The sequence below is a fragment of the Microbacterium sp. genome (genome assembly GCF_044340635.1).
Taxonomy (GTDB): Bacteria; Actinomycetota; Actinomycetes; order Actinomycetales; family Microbacteriaceae; genus Microbacterium.
Genome location: NZ_JBIITF010000020.1, coordinates 31935 through 50323 on the forward strand (window position 1 = coordinate 31935; position 18389 = coordinate 50323).

At 67.1% G+C, this 18389-nt stretch carries 15 protein-coding genes; 7 read left to right on the top strand and 8 right to left on the bottom strand.

Features of this window, described 5'->3' with window-relative positions; all coding sequences use genetic code 11:
* Positions 1 to 2: 2 nt before the first annotated feature.
* A complete protein-coding gene (locus ACIQ0W_RS14590; RefSeq protein ID WP_077049438.1) occupies positions 3 to 2513 on the top strand; it encodes a sensor histidine kinase KdpD in 2511 nt (836 codons plus the stop codon).
* Positions 2510 to 3253 (top strand): response regulator transcription factor, encoded by a 744-nt coding sequence (locus tag ACIQ0W_RS14595; protein ID WP_077049439.1) that lies wholly within the window; start codon positions 2510 to 2512, stop codon positions 3251 to 3253. Before ACIQ0W_RS14590 ends, ACIQ0W_RS14595 begins: the two co-directional genes overlap by 4 nt.
* Before the next feature lie 169 nt (positions 3254 to 3422).
* Here ACIQ0W_RS14595 and nhaA read toward each other — a convergent pair whose 3' ends face one another.
* On the bottom strand, positions 3423 to 4766 hold the full coding sequence (gene nhaA / locus ACIQ0W_RS14600; RefSeq protein ID WP_077049440.1) for a Na+/H+ antiporter NhaA: 1344 nt from the start codon (positions 4764 to 4766) through the stop codon (positions 3423 to 3425).
* 255 nt (positions 4767 to 5021) lie between these two features.
* Between nhaA and ACIQ0W_RS14605 the strand changes: the two genes are divergently transcribed.
* The gene (locus ACIQ0W_RS14605; RefSeq protein WP_083734896.1) at positions 5022 to 6398 is read left to right on the top strand and encodes a TrkH family potassium uptake protein; all 1377 of its coding nucleotides are present in this window, start codon (positions 5022 to 5024) and stop codon (positions 6396 to 6398) included.
* 33 nt (positions 6399 to 6431) lie between these two features.
* Here the strand turns inward: ACIQ0W_RS14605 and ACIQ0W_RS14610 are convergent, their stop codons facing one another.
* Entirely contained in the window at positions 6432 to 6950 is a 519-nt protein-coding gene (locus ACIQ0W_RS14610) for a hypothetical protein (protein ID WP_077049442.1), read from the bottom strand.
* Positions 6951 to 7214: 264 nt separating this feature from the next.
* Here ACIQ0W_RS14610 and ACIQ0W_RS14615 point away from each other — a divergent pair, with 264 nt between their 5' ends.
* From ACIQ0W_RS14615 to ACIQ0W_RS14625, 3 genes are read left to right on the top strand one after another with little or no spacing between them, the layout of a single operon-like run.
* Entirely contained in the window at positions 7215 to 7916 is a 702-nt protein-coding gene (locus ACIQ0W_RS14615) for a TetR family transcriptional regulator (protein WP_344229003.1), read from the top strand.
* 41 nt (positions 7917 to 7957) lie between these two features.
* Positions 7958 to 8878 carry an ABC transporter ATP-binding protein gene (locus tag ACIQ0W_RS14620; RefSeq protein ID WP_077049444.1) on the top strand — a complete coding sequence of 307 codons (921 nt, stop codon included), beginning with the start codon at positions 7958 to 7960 and terminating at the stop codon, positions 8876 to 8878.
* A complete protein-coding gene (locus ACIQ0W_RS14625) occupies positions 8875 to 9939 on the top strand; it encodes an ABC transporter permease (RefSeq protein ID WP_396643418.1) in 1065 nt (354 codons plus the stop codon). Before ACIQ0W_RS14620 ends, ACIQ0W_RS14625 begins: the two co-directional genes overlap by 4 nt.
* 279 nt (positions 9940 to 10218) lie before the next feature.
* On the opposite strand, the gene ACIQ0W_RS14630 is transcribed toward ACIQ0W_RS14625, so the two are convergent.
* From ACIQ0W_RS14630 to ACIQ0W_RS14650, 5 genes are all read right to left on the bottom strand, one after another.
* Positions 10219 to 11259: a hypothetical protein gene (locus ACIQ0W_RS14630; RefSeq protein WP_396643419.1), complete on the bottom strand. Its 1041-nt coding sequence runs from the start codon at positions 11257 to 11259 to the stop codon at positions 10219 to 10221.
* A gap of 23 nt (positions 11260 to 11282) precedes the next feature.
* Positions 11283 to 12269 (bottom strand): TniB family NTP-binding protein, encoded by a 987-nt coding sequence (locus tag ACIQ0W_RS14635; RefSeq protein WP_077049452.1) that lies wholly within the window; start codon positions 12267 to 12269, stop codon positions 11283 to 11285.
* Positions 12266 to 14248 (bottom strand): Mu transposase C-terminal domain-containing protein, encoded by a 1983-nt coding sequence (locus tag ACIQ0W_RS14640; protein WP_077049453.1) that lies wholly within the window; start codon positions 14246 to 14248, stop codon positions 12266 to 12268. The genes ACIQ0W_RS14635 and ACIQ0W_RS14640 overlap by 4 nt, the downstream gene beginning before the upstream one ends.
* Before the next feature lie 2 nt (positions 14249 to 14250).
* Entirely contained in the window at positions 14251 to 14973 is a 723-nt protein-coding gene (locus tag ACIQ0W_RS14645; protein WP_077049454.1) for a TnsA-like heteromeric transposase endonuclease subunit, read from the bottom strand.
* A gap of 458 nt (positions 14974 to 15431) precedes the next feature.
* Positions 15432 to 16275 (bottom strand): IS5 family transposase gene (locus tag ACIQ0W_RS14650; protein WP_241186004.1). Its coding sequence is split into 2 segments (ribosomal slippage): positions 15432 to 15968 and positions 15970 to 16275, totalling 843 coding nucleotides; the frame shifts between segments, so codons are not numbered across the junction.
* Positions 16276 to 16444: 169 nt separating this feature from the next.
* Here ACIQ0W_RS14650 and ACIQ0W_RS14655 point away from each other — a divergent pair.
* Complete coding sequence (locus tag ACIQ0W_RS14655; RefSeq protein ID WP_005052801.1) at positions 16445 to 17026, top strand: ABC transporter permease; 582 nt, start codon at positions 16445 to 16447, stop codon at positions 17024 to 17026.
* Positions 17027 to 17048: 22 nt separating this feature from the next.
* Here the strand turns inward: ACIQ0W_RS14655 and ACIQ0W_RS14660 are convergent, their stop codons facing one another.
* Positions 17049 to 18215, bottom strand: coding sequence for an amidohydrolase family protein (locus tag ACIQ0W_RS14660; RefSeq protein ID WP_062764969.1), 1167 nt, complete (start codon positions 18213 to 18215; stop codon positions 17049 to 17051).
* Between the last annotated feature and the right edge of the window lie 174 nt (positions 18216 to 18389).

The following is an 18389-nucleotide window of genomic DNA, read 5'->3' on the forward strand; positions in this document are numbered from 1 at the left end:
AGATGAGCACACGGGGGCGGCTTCGCGTACTCCTCGGCGCCGCCCCCGGCGTCGGCAAGACCTACACCATGCTCGAGGAGGGCAGACGCCTTCTCAGCGAAGGCAAAGACGTGGTCGTCGCGGTCGTGGAAACCCACGGGCGCGCCGCCACGTCCGCGATGACCGAAGGCTTGGAGATCCTCCCCCGCCGCGTCGTCTCCCACCGTGGCGTCGAGCTCACCGAGATGGACATCGACGCCACCCTCGCACGCAACCCGGCTGTCGCTCTCGTTGATGAGCTCGCCCACACCAACGCTCCCGGATCCCGCAACGAAAAGCGGTGGCAAGACGTCCACGAACTGCTGGACGCAGGCATCGACGTCATCTCCACCGTCAACATCCAACACATCGAATCTCTCAACGACGTCGTCGAAAAGATCACCCGAGTACCCCAACGAGAGACCATCCCCGACCGCATCCTCCGCGAAGCCGACCAGGTCGAAGTCATCGACCTCGCCCCGCAGGCCCTGCGAGACCGCCTCGCAAGCGGCGTCGTCTACCCCGCCGAACGCATCGACGCCGCCCTGTCCAACTACTTCCGGCTCGGTAACCTGACCGCGCTGCGCGAACTCGCACTGCTGTGGCTCGCCGACGAGGTCGATCAGGCGCTGAAAAGCTACCGCAACGAGCACGGTATTGACAGCCAATGGGAGGCCCGGGAACGCGTGGTGGTCGCCCTGACCGGCGGACCCGAAGGTGAAACCCTTCTCCGCCGCGGCGCCCGTATCGCCGCCCGCTCCGCCGGCGGAGAGCTGATCGCGGTGCACGTGACCAGCCAGGACGGACTGCGCACCTCCAGCCCCACCGCGTTAGCGGCGCAACGCTCCCTCGTTGACAAGCTCGGCGGTACGTATCACCAGGTCATCGGGGACGACATCCCCCACTCGCTCGTCGAGTTCGCCCGGTCCCTCAACGCGACACAACTCGTGATCGGCGTCAGCCGCCGCAGCCGGCTCAGCGCGGCGCTCACCGGCCCCGGTATCGGTGCCACGGTCATCCGCGAGTCCGGCGACATCGACGTGCACATCGTCACCCACTCCGCCGCCGGCGGACGCCTCGCCCTGCCCCGCAGCGGCGGCGCGCTGACCATGAAACGCCGCATCGCCGGGATGATCCTCGCCCTGATCGGCGGCCCCGCTCTCACCTGGCTGCTCGCGACCTTCCGCAGCCCCGAGTCCATCACCAGCGATGTGCTCAGCTACCAGCTGCTCGTCGTCATCGTCGCTCTCGTCGGAGGGATCTGGCCCGCCCTGTTCGCTGCCGTGCTGTCCGGGCTCACCCTGGACTTCTTCTTCATCGAACCGTTCTACACCGTCACCATCGACGATCCCCTCCATCTTCTTGCACTCACCCTGTACGTCACCATCGCAGTGCTGGTCAGCTTCATCGTCGACCGCGCAGCTCGACAGACACGCGTCGCACGTCGCGCTGCCGCCGAATCCGAACTCATCCAAACCATCGCCGGAAGTGTCCTGCGAGGACAGAACGCCATCGAGGCGCTCGTGGAGCGCACCCGCGAAGCGTTCGCCTTGGCTGGCGTGCGACTGCGCGAAGGGGACACGGTGCTGGTAACATCCGGCGAACCCCTCGCCGACGGCCGATACTCGACCGTCCCAGTAAGCAAACGCACCGTGCTCGAACTGCACGGCCCTGACCTCCCAGCCCGCGAACAACGCCTCCTGACCGTCGTCGCCGCGCAAATCGCCGTCGCGCTCGAACACCGTGAGCTCACCGAGACTGCCAGCGGCATCGCCCCACTCGCCGCCTCCGACAAGATTCGCACTGCCCTACTGTCCGCACTCAGCCACGACCTCCGCCGGCCACTAGCCGCCGCGACCGCCGCCGTCAGCGGCCTCCAAGCCGCCGGAGACTCCCTCACCCCTGCCGATATGGCTGAGTTGGTCACCACCGCCGGCGAAAGCCTCACCACCCTCTCCGTCCTCGTCACCGACCTTCTCGACGTCAGCCGTCTTCAAGCCGGGGTCCTCGCCATCCTCCCCACCCACGTCGACGCCGCCGACGTCATCGTCCCCGCGCTCGATGAGCTCGGCCTCGGACCCGACGAGCTCGAGCTGGACCTCAATCCCGAGATCCCCCTAGTCTCCGCCGACCCAGGCCTGCTGCAACGCGTCGTCGTCAACCTCCTCGCCAACGCCACGCGCCACTCCCCAGACGACTCCAAGGTCCGGATCACCACCAGCTCCTTAGACGACATCGTCGAGATCCGCGTCATCGACCACGGCCCTGGAATCCCACCCGACCGCATCGACGACGTCTTCGTTCCCTTCCAACGCCTCGGCGACACCGACAACACCAGCGGCCTCGGCCTCGGCCTCGCGCTCTCCAAAGGGTTCGTCGAGGGCATGGGCGGCACCCTCACCCCCGAAGACACGCCCGGCGGCGGACTCACCATGGTCGTCGCTCTCCCCACCCACAACAGCACCACAGCCCAGCCAGAGGACACCCCGTCATGAAGATCCTGATCGCCGACGACGACCCTCAGATCCTCCGAGCCCTTCGCATCACCCTGACCGCCAAAGGGTACGAAATCATCACCGCGACCAACGGCGCCGAAGCCATCAGCGCCGCTATCGACCACAAGCCCGACATCTACCTCCTCGACCTCGGCATGCCCGAACTCGACGGCATCGACGTCATCCACGGCATCCGCGGCTGGTCAGAATCCCCCATCCTCGTCGTCTCCGGCCGCACCGGCGCCGCCGACAAAGTGGACGCCCTCGACGCGGGCGCCGACGACTACGTCACTAAACCCTTCTCCGTCGAAGAACTCCTCGCCCGCATCCGAGCCCTCACCCGCCGCCTCTCCCCACACGACAGCAACCCCGCTGTCCACCTCGGCGACATCGTCATCGACCTCGCCGCCCGAAGCGCCACACGGACCCGTGACGGACACGACGCGCCGATCCGCCTGACCCCGACCGAATGGCAGGTCATCGAGATCCTCATCCGCAACACCGGCAACCTCGTCACCAGGCAAACCCTGCTCACCAGCATCTGGGGCACCGAGCACGCCACCGACACCGGCTACCTCCGCCTCTACGTGTCTCAACTGCGCAAGAAGCTCGAGCCCGAACCCTCCCACCCGCGCTACCTCATCACCGAAGCAGGCATGGGCTACCGCCTCCACATCGACAGACCCAACACCGCGGCCGCGATAACGGCCGAAGACACCACGCCGCCGCTCAACCCCTGATCGGAATACCCGACACGTCGCCCCCGGACATCCGCTAGGAGACCAGGTCAGGAGGACGACACCGTGCTCACAGTCCGCGCCACCGCACCCCACACGGGTGATGGGGCGTATACGCGCGACCCTCGCCGATGACCCCGGGGAGCTTCTCAAGTCGCTCGGCGCACTCGAGTTACGGCCGATCGTAGACGTCAGGGATGCCGTCGTTGTCGGTGTCTTCCGCGTCGTTCTGGGCGATCTTGCGGTAGCGGCGGTTCCGGCTGGCGAGCAGGGCCGAGGCGATCACGGCCGCGACGACGGAGGCGAGCAGGATCGCGACCTTGGCGTGGTCGTGGTGCGGGTCGGTCGCGGTGAAGCTGAGTTCGGTGACCAGGAGCGACACCGTGAACCCGATCCCGGCGAGCAGGCCGACGCCGGTGATGTCGACCCACCTCAGCGAGGGGTCAAGTCGGATGCCGCGGACTCGGGTGGTCAGCCAGGTCGCCAGGACGATGCCGACCGGCTTCCCGACGACCAGTGCGGCGATGATCCCGATGGTCACCGGGTCGGTGAGCGCGGAGAGGAAGCCCTCCGCCCCGCCGATGGCGACCCCTGCGGAGAAGAATGCGAACACCGGTACGGCGAACCCGGCGGAGAGCGGGCGGAAACGGTGCTCGAACTCCTCCGCGAGACCTGGTTCGGTGTCGGGCACCTGGTCGCGGCGGCGGTGAATGACGGGGATGGTGAAGCCGAGCAGCACGCCGGCGATGGTGGCGTGGATGCCGGAGGCGTGGACGAATGCCCACGCGACCACGCCGATGGGCAGCAGGATCAGCCATGCGGCGGCGGGCTTGAGGTGGAAGAACTGCCGGTACCGCTGCGCGAGTACGGCGTACACGGCGATCGTGAGCAGGCCCATCAGCAGCGGCACGATGGCGATCGTCTCGGTGTAGAAGATCGCGATGATGCTGATCGCGATGAGATCGTCGACGACGGCGAGGGTGAGCAGGAAGATCCGCAGCGGGCCCGGCAAGTGAGAGCCGATGAGCGCGAGAACGGCGACCGCGAACGCGATGTCGGTCGCGGTCGGTATCGCCCATCCGCGCAGGAGACCGGGAGTCTGGGCGACGATGGCCACGTAGACCAGGGCGGGGATGATCACGCCGCCGGCCGCGGCGACGACCGGGACGATCGCGGTGCTGAAGCGGCGCAGGTCGCCGGCGACGAACTCGCGTTTGAGCTCGAGGCCGATGAGGAAGAAGAAGATCGCCAGCAGCCCGTCGGCGGCCCACGCGCCCAGACTGAGCTGCAGATGCCACGGCTCGTAGCCGACCTCGAGGTCGCGGAGGGTGAAGTAGGCCTCTGCCCAGGGCGAGTTGGCCCACAGGATGCCGATCGCGGCCATGAGCACGAGAAGCCCGCCGCCGACGGTCTCCTTGCGTAGCAGTGTGCCGATGCGCAGCGCTTCGGCGTAGCTGCCGCGGAGAGGGAACTGCGCACTCGCGGGAGTGTTCCGGGCAGGGTCGGGAGAGGTCATAGGCGGTTCCGATCGGGTCGACGAAGGACGGTGTCGACCAGGCTTCCCGACGCGCCTCCCCCAGCCTACAAGAGGCCGCATGGAGGTGCCCTGGCAGGTCTTCAGAACATCCTCGGCGGTCCAAAACCCCGCGGCATGGAGGGGGTTCGGATCAGCCGAACTATGCTTGTCGCCGGAGTGCCGGGAAGCCTGGTCGGCGGCGACCCTCGGGTCGTCTGATCTGATGAGGAGACCCCGGTGGCGCGAGACCGCGGTATGCGATGGTTGCCCGAGACGGTGCTGCGGCCGGGTCGCTATCTCCGCGACCTGGCGAAGCGGTCGCCGTCGCGGATGGCGGTGCTGATCTTTTTTCTCGCCGCCGTGCTGTTCTCCGGCCTGCTCACGCTGCCGGTCTCCTCTGCAGATGGGCGCGCCGCGCCGCTGCAGGATGCCGTGTTCACCGCCACCTCCGCCGTCACCGTCACCGGGCTGACCAGTGTCGATACCGCCACACAGTGGTCCTTCTTCGGGCAGGTCGTGATCCTGCTCGCGATCCAGGCCGGCGGGCTGGGGATCGTGACGATCGCGCTGCTGCTGATGAGGGCCGTCACCCGCCACCTCGGGGTGCGAGGGAAGCTGTTCGCGCAGCAGAGCATCGGCGGCGCCTCCAAGCTCGGCGAGGTCGGGCAACTGCTGCGCATCGTCGTGGTCACGACCCTGACCATCGAAGCGATCCTGGTCCTCGCGCTAGTCCCCCGGTTCGTGATGATCGAGGAACACTGGTGGGAGGGGCTGTGGAATGCCCTGTTCTATGGCATCTCGGCGTTCAACAACGCCGGGTTCTCCATCCACGAAGGCGGGCTCGCCCCGTTCGACGGCGACCTGTGGATCCTGGTCCCGATCATGATCGGAGTGTTCGTCGGCAGCTTCGGATTTCCAGTGTTCCTCACTCTCATCATCCACAAGTGGCACCGGCGCAAGTGGAGCCTGCACACCAAACTCACCCTCACCACGACCACCATCCTGCTCGCGGTCGGCGCGCTCGCGTGGGGTCTGCTCGAGTGGGGTAACGACCGCACCATCGGCCACCTGAACCCCGCCGAGAAAGCGTTCCACGCGCTGTTCGCCTCGGTCATGATGCGCTCTGGCGGGTTCGCGCTCACCGACACGAACGAGTCCACCCCGATCACCTTGCTCGTCTCCGACGCGCTGATGTTCGTCGGCGGCGGCTCGGCGTCCACCGCCGGCGGCATCAAGGTCGCCACCCTCGCGGTGCTGTTCCTCGGCATCATCGCCGAAGCACGCGGCGACCGGCACGTCATCGCGGCAGGACGCCACATCCCCGACGGCTCGCTCCGCCTCGCGATCAGCGTCACCTTCCTCGGCGCCACCCTGGTGCTCGTCGCCACCGGGCTGGTGATGACCGTCAGCACCGCGCCGCTGGACCGGATCCTGTTCGAGGTGATCTCCGCGTTCGCGACCTGCGGACTCTCGGTCGGCCTGTCCGCCGAGCTCGAGCCGTTCGGGAAGTACGTGCTCAGCCTGCTCATGCTCGCCGGCCGCATCGGCCCCATCGGCTTGGCCGCCGCCCTGGCGCTACGGCAACGGAACCTGCTCTACACCCTCCCCGAGGAACGCCCCATCATCGGCTGAACCCCGGAGGCCTTGTCGCGGGTGAGAGGCTGGTCAGTAGTAGTCGGCCATTGTGGCACGCGCGATCGAAGTGCCGCGGATATCCGCCCACGTCAGCGCCGCCGCCGAGTAAGCACCGGCCCGGCCACTGATCCGCTCCATGATCCGATCCGCCAGAACCGTCGTGTCGTCGCACTCGGTCACATCGAGCAGGGTCACATCGACGTAGCGGGCGGCGCTGCGCTCCAGCATCGCGTGCGCCCGCAGGGCGGCACCGTCGGCGGCTCCCTGAACGCGGCTCGGGTCCAGGCCCCGAGGGATCTGGTAGGCGATCAGCAGGTGGATCGCTCCGGGATACCGGCGCGCCGCTTCGGCCCACCGGGTCACCTGTCGCTTCAGTTCCGCCCGCACCTCTCGTGCAGACCGGGCGCCCGTCAGGTCCACCCCGACGACCAGCCCACGCACGCCGCCGCGTGGCTCCAGGTCCTCGTCGGAGTCGATCACGCCGCGGTGCGGGGTCAGCTGGCGTAGGGAATCGAGATGGTCGCCCAGGGCGACGACGGTGTGTGTCACCGCTTCTCCGTCTGTTCGGTGTGCCGGAGCGGTCGCGCGACCGCTGCCGACCAGACTTCCCGGCTCACCGTGACCCCGGAGGGGGATCCACGACACCCTACCCGCAGCGGGCGCGAGAAACACCGCGCCACGGCTGTGCTGTGAGAAGAAGCCTGCGTTGTGCGACCCGGCCCGCCAAGGCCGGGTGCGGCGTTCCGCAACGAAACCCCGCAGCTGGACGACATCACTGGACAGATTGGTGAACGCATGATTAGTATGCTGAACGTGAGTTCAGTCCGGGATGCTGGCGACCTGACGATGCGTGCGCGCATCCGGGATGCCGCCATCGAGGTCTTCGCCGAGGCGGGCTTCGATCGGGCCACGGTGCGGCAGATCGCGGCGCACGCGGGCGCGAGCCCCGCCCTGGTGCTGCACCACTACGGCTCCAAGGCCGGTTTGCGTGAAGAGTGCGATGAGCACGTGGTCTCGACACTGCTCGCGGACCGCACCATCGCGATCGACGACCCCACCGCGCAAGGGATCGACGCGGTGCTGGCGGGCGTCGGCGTCCACGCGGGCAGGTTGGGCTATTTGGTTCGGCTGCTCGCCGATCCCGGCGACGCCGGTCGGCGGGTGTTCGACGCGTTCCTGGAGCACACCCGCAAGATGCTCCGTGATGTGGGAGACAAGTGGCAGACGCAGACGATGTCCGACCCCGAGGCCACCGCGCTGCTGCTGACCGCCTACGGGCTGGCGCCGCTGCTGCTGCAGGGTCAAATCGCTCGGGTGCTGGGCGTCGACCCACTAGGCCCGGAAGGGGCGCGGCGGCTGGCGCTTCCCGGCCTCGAGCTGTTCACCCACGGGCTGTTCCAGGACGACAGCCTGCTGACGGCGGCGAAGGAAGCACTCGCCCGGCCCGCCGGGCCCCGCAGCGACAAGGGCGACGGCGACCCGAATCAGGATCCGGATCCCCCGGCGGCGCGGTAGCGTCCTCGATCCTCATCCCTGATTCGAAAGGAACCACCGCCATGACCGTGGCGATCCACACCCGTGCGCTGCACAAGCGCTACGGCTCGCACACCGCGCTGCACGGACTCGACCTGACCGTCCAGTCCGGCTCGGTGTTCGGGCTGATCGGCCCGAACGGGGCCGGCAAGACCACCACCCTGCGGACGCTGCTCGACATCATCCGCCCCACCTCAGGCGACATCACGGTGCTGGGCGCATCACCCCGAGCCGGCGGCGCCGCCCTTCGCCGCCGCATCGGGTACGTCCCCGGCGAGCTGCGCCTGGAAGGACGCGTCAAAGGACGCGCCCTGCTGCGCCACCTCGCCGAGATCAGCGGCCCCGTTGCACCCGGCACCATCGAGCAGCTCGCCGAGCGGCTCGGACTCGACCTGGCCCGGCCCGTGCGGACGCTGTCGAAGGGCAACAAGCAGAAGCTCGGACTCGTCCAGGCGTTCATGCACCGGCCCGATCTGTTGGTGCTCGACGAGCCGACCAGCGGCCTCGATCCGCTCGTGCAGCGGGAGTTCCTCGCGATGGTGCGCGAGGCCCGCGACGCGGGGCAGACCGTGCTGCTGAGCTCCCATGTGCTCAGCGAGATCCAGCAGGCAGCCGACGACGTCGCGGTGCTCGCGCAGGGACGCATCGTCGCGGAGGGCCCGGTCTCATCGCTGCGGATCGCGAGCGTGCGCCGCGTCCGCGCGACCGTCACCGGTGTCGCGGCCGAGACCGTCGCCGACGCTCTGGCCGCGGCATCCGGTATCGAGGACGTGGACGTCGCCGCGGCAGGCGACCTGGTCCGTGTCTCCGCGACCGCACGCGGCGACATCGACCCCGTGATCCGGGCCATCGCCGCCGGAACGATCCGCGACCTCACCGTGGAAGAACCCGACCTCGAAGAGTCCGTGCTGGATCTGTACGCCCGAAACGGAGCAGCATCATGACCGCCATCGCACAGCGCACCGCATCCGTTCACCCCACCCCACTCCCGGTGTTCCGCCGCTGGCTCAGCGAAGGGTGGCGAGGACTCATCGGCTGGTCGGCCGGCCTGGCCGCCGTCGTATTCCTCTATCTACCGCTGTACCCGGCCATGAAGTCGCCCGAGCTCATCGGACTGATGGACTCGCTGCCTCCCGAACTCGTTCGCACGATCGGATACGAGAACATCACCACCGGCGGGCGCCGACCTCGAGCAGGCGTTCTTCGCGTCGGTTCTCGCCGACGACCAGGAACGGGGGCAGGCATGAGCATCTTCCGCTCTGCATTGGTGACCGAGACACGCAAGGCCGTCACGTCCCGCGTCCTGCGGTGGACCACGGGGCTTCTCCTGGTCAGCGTGACTGCGCTGGTCGCCGGCATCCTCGCCGCGATGAAGCTCGGCGACCCCCAACTGACGGCGAAGCTCGGCCCGATCGCGGACCTCGACGGGTGGTCCGCGCTGCTCGCGATCGCCGCGCAGATCACCGCCGCCGGCGTCATGCCCGCGCTCGGCATCGGGCTCAGCTGGATGATCGGCCGCGAGTTCGCGGACGGCACGATCACCGGACTGTTCGCCCTCCCCGTGCCGCGATGGGCGATCGCCCTGGCCAAGCTGCTCATCTACCTCGCCTGGACGATCGCAGTCTCGCTCGCACTGTGTGCCACGCTCCTGACGCTCGGATTGCTGCTCGGTCACGGGGCGCCCGACCCCACCGAGTGGCAAGCCCTCGCCCGCCAGATCCCGGTGACCATCTTCGTCGGCCTCGCCGCCACACCCGCCGCCTGGGCCACCACCCTCGGCCGCGGATTGCTCCCTGGGATCGCGACCGCGATCGGCCTCCTCGTCATCGCACAGGTCATGGCCTTCATCGGCGTCGGAGCATGGTTCCCCATCGTCACCCCCGCACTCTGGGCCATCAACCCCGACAGCGTCACAGCCGGACAACTCGCCCTGATCCCCAGCGTCCCCTTCCTATTCGGAGCACTGACGCTCGTCGCCTGGCACCGCCTCCAACTCGACAAGTAGCCACCGGTCGCTGCGAGCATGAGCAACGTCCGCCGTCGTGCTTGATCATCGGGCCGAGCATCTTCGGCACCATCGCCAAGGTGGAGCAAGGTCTAGGAGAATCTAGGGAAACGCTAGACATCCCTAGATTTCGCTATATTCGCCAGCCTTCGTGGCAATCGGGATGATCGGCGTGGGCGGATCCTCCGTCGTGACTATGTCCTCGAGAGCAACCGACCGGGATCGCACTCAAGACTGTGCAGCGCCCCGGTGCACAGTCGACACCGGCAGGCGAAGCGCCTATTCCTGAAGCGCGAGATCGGGAAGCGGCCGTCGTCGCACCAGGACATCGTTCCTTGGTGCCGCCACCCCGGGCTCGAACGGCGGGACTTGGATGCGAACTGAGCTGAGGTGTCGCAGCAAGCAGCTGCGGTGGCGCTGCGATGCGGCGATCAGCGCCTTCTCCAGAGTCGCGGGCCGCTTGTTGTGCGCGTTCTGACGCATCCCGAAAGCGGTCTCGACGGCGGCCTTGCCGCGGGAGACGATCTTCTCGGCCACGTGGTGCAGCCGTGGCGTGGTGGAGCCTCGCATGATCGTGATGACCGCGGCCTCGAGCGCCCAGACCTGCTCTGCGAGGCTGAACCGCGGGCTGAGTAGGTAGCTCGCGAAAGACAGATCGGTCAGGACGGTCGTCAGGTTCACGACCTCCGGATACGCGACGAGAAAGACGGTCTCGGAGCTGAGCTCATCGACGCCGAGCGCAGCCACGCGTTCGGCGACGCGCGGGCTGATCTGGTCGTCCACCGCCCAGTACCGGATCAACGTTGCCGCCAGCTGCAACTCGCCGGTCGCGAGTCCTATCCCGCGCTTCCAGAGCGTTCCCGACAGGCAGCGTTCTGCGCGGGCGTACTCGGGGAATGGCGCGAGGTCGAAATCCGCTCCGTCGGTGTGCCATCGGCGGTGCCTGTTGCAGACGGCTCCGCCGCGACTGCACACGGTCGTGTGTGAACCGTCCGAGCACCGTTGGCACGCGGTGCGCGGACGCTGCGTGTACCCGCACTGTCTGCAGCGCGTGGGTTGCCATTGGTAGTGCTGACAGCGCACGTACATCGCGTTTCGGCGGGCGTCGGCGTCGAAGTGGCCCGGGGCGAGCCCGCCGAGCCGTTCCGCCCACCCCGCCGCGCGCTCGAGGTTGGGGCGCGACGGAGAGAGCCCTGCGACGGCCGTGACGTGGAGTCGCAGATCGCGCGGCGTGAGCATGTTCGCCGTGGCGAGCCTGGCGAGGTACCCGCTCACCGTTTCCGCAGGCAGTGGACGCACCCCGATCGGAAGGGGACGCACGTCTTCCACTCGCTGCGGAGACCTCATGTTGCGGCGGGCACCGGAGTGGAGTCGGCTGGGACGGTGCCGAACAGCGTGTCGAGGTCGAGCCGCTCGGTGCCGTTGTCGATCGCGTCCATCGCGAGCATGTGCAGCATCCCGGTGAGATCGCCGATCACGCCTCCGGTTGCGGCATGCAGCTGACTGGCGTGGCGCAGCACCGCGCCCTCTTGCTGGCCGATGAGCCCGAGAGAGCTCTCCACGGCGACGAGCAGATCGGCCCAGTTCGCCTTGGCTTTGCCGGAGTTCTCGAACTTCTGCAGGTGCATGATTTGGAACCGGCTGCTGATCTGCCGACCGCGGGTGCCGTCAAGGAGCCCGCTGGCCTCGACATCCACACCCGCGTACACGAACGTACCGGGGCACTTCTCCGACAGCTGTTTGAGGGTGTCAGAGGCTTCTCCCATCTGCTTGTACTTCTGGTTGATGTTGTGGATCTCGTCGACGATGATCAGCTCGGTTCCGCACGCGGCGATCACGCTCGCGACCGTGTTCATCAGCTCGCCGGTGTTGTAGTGCGGTCGGATCGGGAGACCGAGGAAGTGCGCGAACTCGCCCAGCATCAGCTTCGGTGAGCACGACGGCGGAACCGAGACGTAGATGACGGGGATCGAGTTGCCGCCGCCGGCGCGGCCGACATCGCGGCGGCGGCGCTCGAACCGGCGGGCGATGTGCGCGACGGTCGTCGTCTTGCCGATGTTGGGTTCGCCGGAGACGATCACGCCGAGCTTGCCGTGAGACTTGTACTGGTTGAGCATCAGGCGCCGCAGGATCTCGGTCTCGATCGCAGCGAACTGCGCCGTGTGCACCACCGGGCCGCGGATCATGAACTGCTTGCGGGCTTCACGGTTCATCGCACGATCCGCCGGTGAGAGCGCGTCGAGCTCGGCGCGAGTGATCGGGATGGGCTTGTCGAGGGTCTCGCTGACGAACGCGGACCACCCTTCCCGCGTGTTGATCGCCTGGGTCATGTCAGCCGCTCCCACACCCCGTCATCGTCCGCGAGGAGCGAGAACCCACCGCCGCGCTCCCAGATCACCTCGTCGCCGCCGGGCTCGTCCTCGGACTCTTCGCGAGCGACCGTCTTGGAGATGCCCGTCAGGTGCATCGGGTCGCGATCCACCTCCGCCGTGCGAACGGAACGGTTGCGCTTGTTGCCGGAGCGCACCCACTGAGCCCGCTTCATCCGGTCTGCCAGCTGCGCGGCATCCGATCTCACGGCGCGATCGTGATCCGCATCGACGTCACGGGAGGCTCGCCAGATGTCGCCGCCCATCGGCTGATCCAGCAGATCGGGGGCGCCGCGGAAAGGCACGAAGTCGCCGTCGTGCTCGACCCAGATGTAGAGCGGGTTGTTGGGATCGTACCGGATCTGGCAGGGCCGTGTCGCTCCTTCGCCTTGGGCTCCGGCGGCGCGGAGCTCTGGAAGGCGCCGGGACTTGTAGACGCGACGCGAGAAGTTGATGCCGTAGTCCTGCAGGGTACAGGTCTTCGATGGCAACAGTCCGATGAAGTCGGCGAGCTCGAAGGGCACGTGGATCTCCGGCGCCACCCGGCGGTACGCACGGAACATCTCGTTGGGCGTGAGGAAGCGGCCGGGGAGCAATGGGTCGGTGAGCCCGTCGTGTGGTCGGTTCTGCCACTCGATTGCGACCCAGTCCTCGAGGAGCTCTTGCAGCTGGGCCAGGGCGAGCGCCTCGTCGGTCGGTTCATCTCGGCCCCGCCGTTCGACGCTGCCGCCCGTGAAGCCTTCCAAATACTGCACGAACCGGGTGACCATCGTCTCGAACGTGCGCTCGACGTGCGGCTTGTCGGTCGGCGTCTGCTTGCTCGCGAAGATCAGAGAGATCCCCAGCCGTGCGCATCCCAGCCGGAAGGCTTGAGAGCGAAAGATCTTGCCGTTGTCGGTCGTGATCGTCTCGGGGAAGATGTACGGCTGCGCGAGCCGATGCTGATCCAGCCGATCCTGCTCGATCATGAACTTGCCCGCCCAGGTCGCGGCCACCCGCTCACGTTGCTCGCGGGCACCCGGCGGCCGCCGGTCGTAGGGGGTCAGCGCCCGAGCGAGGACTCCCGCCAGGTCAGCGCTGTTGGTCGCGATCGCGCGAACCATCGCCGCCAGGATCGAGCGGGTGGCGACATCGTGGATGATCGTGAGTTCGGCACGGTTGAGACGCCCATCCAGCAGCCGGCAAGGAACGTCGATCACCGTGGAGTCGATCTGCACGTGTTCGCCCGGGCGGAGGGATCCATGCAACCCGAATGCCCGGCCCGGCTTGTTCGCTTCGGTCTCTCGACGCCTCGCCGATGAACTGAGCTTGCGAGCCGTGGGGTGTGCCGCGATCAGGCGGTACAGCGTCCGGTCGCTCGGCAGGTCGATGCTCTCACCGAGATCCTCCTCGAGCATCCACTTCACGTTGTCGACGGTGCGAGACCGCGTGCCCGAGGAGCGTTTCACTCCTGCAGCGCCCAATTGACTCAGGGCGGCCGCGATGCGCGCGTCGACCGAAGGCTTGCGTCCGTTCTGTCGGCGCTTGTCGATGAGCCCGAGGACGCCCTCGGCGCGGTAGCGCTGGTACTTGCGACGCACGGTCTCCGTCGACACCTGGACGAACGGTGCCATGGCATCGCGAACGTCCTGGAGCAATGGCTTGAGCTCGGCGCCGGCGTCGACCGCGACCTTCACCGCCTCCAGCTGTTCGACCCAGGCATCCAGCACGCGTCGCTCCGCCTCCGGCAACGCGGCAATCAACTGAATGTCGGGCGGTTCGCTCGAGAGCGGTCGCACATCGTGCCAGACGACGTCGGGGGCGCGCAGCAGTTCCTCGATGACGACCTCGCGGACGAACTCCTCCTCCAGCGATCGCAACACGGCGTGCCGATAGTCGATCGCGATAACGACGAACTCGTGACCGTCCCAGGTGAGGTGTGTTCCGATCCGCGCGCGCATCGCTATGCCGCCACTGCCGCCGTACTGAGCGAGAGCGGGAGTTCCACGTCTACCCGAAGCCGCCGCCACCAAAGTGCCGAGTAGACGGCGCCCAATGGTTCCGCGCATAGGTTCGCGAGTAGTTCCTCCCACTCCCCCAGAGTCCTCTGCTCTCCTTCGGATGCACGGATCCTGGCCGTGGCTGACGCTGAGATCCAACGGTCGAAGCGATATCCAGAGAGGAAGCGGAGGTTGCGATGCTCAGTTACGGAGATGTCGCTCACGACTTGGTAGCCCCATCCGAGCCGCTCGCAGACCTCAGCAGTCATCCGGAACACCTCGGCGTCGTCATCGCCGATGCGCTCGGCAGGTCGGACGTCGACGAGCGCGGCGCTGCCATCGTGATAGCGGACGAAGAAGTCGGGTGCGTGCTTGCCGGCGCCTTGCGGCCAGTGGATCCACATCGGCTGTGATGCGAGACCCGCTACTCGACGATCACGATCGAGCCGCATGAGAGCCGCGCGCTCGTACAGCGACTCGAACCACACATGCGAGGCTGTGGTCGCCGCCCAGTAGAAGCCCTCGTAGCTCCGCTTGTGCTGCCACGACGCAGGCACCCGCACGACGTCGACCGACTCGAAGGCGACCCCGGCAGCGTCCATCGCGTCACGGCGATCCCGCTTGCCGTCCAGGACCCACTCGAAATCGGCTCGGACCGACCCCGCCGTCTGCAACGACCCGCTCACGCTCACTCCTCTCACTCGCAGATGTTCAGTTGAGGAAGTGAACCTGACGGCGCCAGAGTACGACTCGCCACTCGTCGACCGCTCGACGAGAAGCCGCGTGTCGCAGGCTCGCCCACAGAATCAATGGCACGGACGACAGAATCAACGTCCCAGACACAAGATCAATGGCACGGACGACAGAATCACTGTCATCGGACACATCGGTGCGGGTGCACCGGCATATGCAGACGATAGGCAGATATTTGGCACCCCCCTTGACAGCCGTGATAAGCTCGCGACTGCCGATCGAGGCAACGGAGCGAGCTTCCCACCGGCATCAGGTAGATAGCAACTTGCTAGATCAAGAGCATGCAGGGTGTCGTGTCTCACTCCAGTTGTCCGATTCTCACGGACCTGTCGAGTCGTCTCACTCCATTTGTCGGATTCTCACTCCAGTTGTCCGACGCTCGGCGCGACGCCTAGGGCGTGTCTCTTAAAGCCTTGAGCCAGATGGTGATGGCGCGTAGGACGACGCCGCCGCGATAGGTCAGGGCGAGTTTGTCGTAGCGGGTGGCCAAGGCGCGCCATTGCTTGAAGATGTTGAATCCGCGCTCGACGACGTTGCGGCGCTTGTAGGCCTCGGTGTCGTAGGTGACCGGGCGACCACCCTTGGCGCCGCGGCGCTTGCGGTTGGCGATCTGATCATCGCGTTCGGGGATGACGGCCTGGATGCCGCGCCGGCGCAACAGCTTGCGGTTGGCCCGGGAAGAGTAAGCCTTGTCACCCAGCGCCCGGTCGGGCCTGGTGCGTGGCCGGCCCCCACCCAGGCGCGGTACCCGCAGGGCGTTCATCACGTGCTCGAACATCGGGGAGTCCCCGCCCTGCCCGGGCCCGAGCAGCATCACCAGCGGCCGCATGTTCCCGTCGCACAGGTGGTGGATCTTCGTCGACAGGCCGCCGCGGGAGCGGCCGATGGCGTGATCAGGCGGCTCGATGCGCAGATTCGTGTAATTCGTCAGGTCCCCCTGTGTCCCGGGGCAGGTTGGTGGCGTGCTGATGGGCGCGGTTGATCGTGGAGTCCACCGAGACTTCCCAGTCGATCAGCCCGGCGGCGTCGGCATGGGCCAGCAGGACGCTGTGGATCTTGTCCCACGTCCCATCACCGCTGAAGCGGCGGTGCCGCTTCCACACCGTCTGCCACGGCCCGAAGCACCCGGGTAAGTCCCGCCACGCGATCCCGGTCCGGTAGCGATAGATGATGCCCTCCACCACGGTGCGATGATCGGCGAACGGCCGACCACGACGCCCCTGCGAGGACGGCATCAACGGAGCAATCAGCTCCCACTGCGCATCAGTCAGCAACTCCGTTCGAGACACACACCGAGCGTTCCAGCGACCAGCCCAAACCTTTGGGAGACACGCCCTAGTCGCTTTCCAGGAGAACTGGCTCTTCGCGCGGATGGCGAGCGACGTCTTGCCGAGTCTTTCCAGGATGATGATCGGGTTCATCGGCGCTGTGGTCATCGGCGTGGTCGTGGGGTTCGTTCTCGGTCAGGCGCACCGCCTCCAGGCGATGTTCGCACCCGTGCTCGAGTTCCTGCGCGCGATCCCTGCGGTCGCGTTGATTCCCCTCGTCATCATCGTGCTGGGCCTCGACGACACCGCGAAGGTGATTCTGATCACCTTCATCTGCCTCTGGCCCGTGCTCCTCAATACCGAAGCTGCAATCAGAGGAATGGACCCCGGACTGCGCGAGACCGCCCGGGTGTACGGCATCCACTGGTTCCGCTACGAGTTGCAGGTCGCACTTCCCGCGGCAGCTCCGCAGATCTTTGCCGGAATGCGCACGAGTCTTTCGCTCGCGCTCATCATGGTCGTCGTGAGCGAGATGATGGCGGGAGGCAACGGGATCGGCGTCTTCGTTCTTCAGTCGCAGAGGTCGTTCGCGATCACGGACATGTGGTCGGGCATCGTGCTCATCGGGATCTTCGGGTACGTGTTCAACCTGCTGCTCATCGTCGTCGAGAACCGGGTGCTCGCGTGGCACCACGGCGCGAACACCGCCGTGGAGTGACACCGCGGTCGAGAGGACGCCCTCACACCTCGATGCCGCCGCACCACACACGCAGAACGCGACGCGCGGCAGCGATGTCGGTGAGCGGATCGCCGTCCACCAGCACGAGGTCGGCTCGCAATCCGGGGGTGATCGCCCCCCGATCGTCGAGTGAGAACGCGTGCGCGGCCGTCGAGGTGGCAGCGCGCAGCGCTTCGGCTGTTGACAGGCCGGCGTCCACGAGCAGAGCGAGTTCGTCGTGCATGCTCTCGCCGTATGGCGGCGATGCCCGTGTGAGGGACCCGATGTAGGCGTCTTCGTCGTGCATGCTCTCGCCGTATGGCGGCGATGCCCGTGTGAAGGACCCGATGTAGGCGTCGGTGCCGGCCAGGACCGGAACGCCCGCGGCATGCATCGCGCGCGTGCTCTCGTGGGCGTGTGCATAGCTCACACCGGGAACGCCCGCTGCGGTGAGATTCGCGGCGATGCCTTTCATCATCGTCAAGGTCGGGATGAACACCGTGCCCTGGGCGAGCATCGTCTCAGCCGTCGCATCGTCGAGCGCGCGGTCGAGTGGAGCATGGGTGATCATGTCGGCCCCCGCAGCGAGGCTCATACGCACAGCTTCGTACAGGGCTGCGTGCGCGATGACCTTGAGCCCCCGCGCGTGCGCAGCAGCCACGAGTGCATCGAGCACGTCCTGGGTGGGACCGGGCAGATCGGCGACGATCTTGATGTAATCCACCCCGTCTGCCACCTGCACCTCTACGAACCGCTCCGCCTTGTCGGGGGAATCGACCAGCGCGACGTCCGGATAGGTCGGAATGCGGCTGTGCGTGCTGCCCTGAGATGTCGCCGCCATGCCGGCGGTGCGGAAGTCAGCGACTCCCCTCAGTCCCCGCAACGACTGGAACTGTGATGCGGGCCATGTCGCCATGTCCAGGCCGGTGGTGACACCGTACGTGGCGAGCGTCTCGAGGGACTCGCGCCCCTTCAGGTGCATGTGACAGTCGATCAGGCCAGGAAGGAGCACCGTACCTTCCGCGTTGACGACAGCGGCACCGACGACGACCGCATCCGCTGATCCGTCACCGATGCGCCCGTCGGGCTGGACGACGACCGTCGTGGGGGCGCTCAGACTGTGTCCGTCGAAGACCCTGGTGTTCGTGATCGCGGTCGCAGAGACTGCGCCGAGCGTGGAATCCGTCATGAACTGCTCCGTTCGAGGAGATGTAGATACGAGACATTATTGTTCACGGGCTGACTACTCTCCCGCCGACGCGTTGACGGCGGCGAGCTGCTCGTCGGGGGTCATGTTCATGAACGCCTCGAGCATCTCGGGAGTCATCTCGTAGACGGTCGGGAACTGCCCGATCGGCACGAC

Excerpts from the sequence above, each read along its gene's own strand:
- ACIQ0W_RS14590 (WP_077049438.1), top strand. The coding sequence starts at position 3 with ATGAGCACACGGGGGCGGCTTCGCGTACTCCTCGGCGCCGCCCCCGGC.
- ACIQ0W_RS14595 (WP_077049439.1), top strand. The coding sequence starts at position 2,510 with ATGAAGATCCTGATCGCCGACGACGACCCTCAGATCCTCCGAGCCCTT.
- nhaA (WP_077049440.1), bottom strand. The coding sequence starts at position 4,766 with ATGACCTCTCCCGACCCTGCCCGGAACACTCCCGCGAGTGCGCAGTTC.
- ACIQ0W_RS14605 (WP_083734896.1), top strand. The coding sequence starts at position 5,022 with ATGCGATGGTTGCCCGAGACGGTGCTGCGGCCGGGTCGCTATCTCCGC.
- ACIQ0W_RS14620 (WP_077049444.1), top strand. The coding sequence starts at position 7,958 with ATGACCGTGGCGATCCACACCCGTGCGCTGCACAAGCGCTACGGCTCG.
- ACIQ0W_RS14625 (WP_396643418.1), top strand. The coding sequence starts at position 8,875 with ATGACCGCCATCGCACAGCGCACCGCATCCGTTCACCCCACCCCACTC.
- ACIQ0W_RS14635 (WP_077049452.1), bottom strand. The coding sequence starts at position 12,269 with ATGACCCAGGCGATCAACACGCGGGAAGGGTGGTCCGCGTTCGTCAGC.
- ACIQ0W_RS14640 (WP_077049453.1), bottom strand. The coding sequence starts at position 14,248 with ATGCGCGCGCGGATCGGAACACACCTCACCTGGGACGGTCACGAGTTC.
- ACIQ0W_RS14655 (WP_005052801.1), top strand. The coding sequence starts at position 16,445 with ATGATGATCGGGTTCATCGGCGCTGTGGTCATCGGCGTGGTCGTGGGG.
- ACIQ0W_RS14660 (WP_062764969.1), bottom strand. The coding sequence starts at position 18,215 with ATGACGGATTCCACGCTCGGCGCAGTCTCTGCGACCGCGATCACGAAC.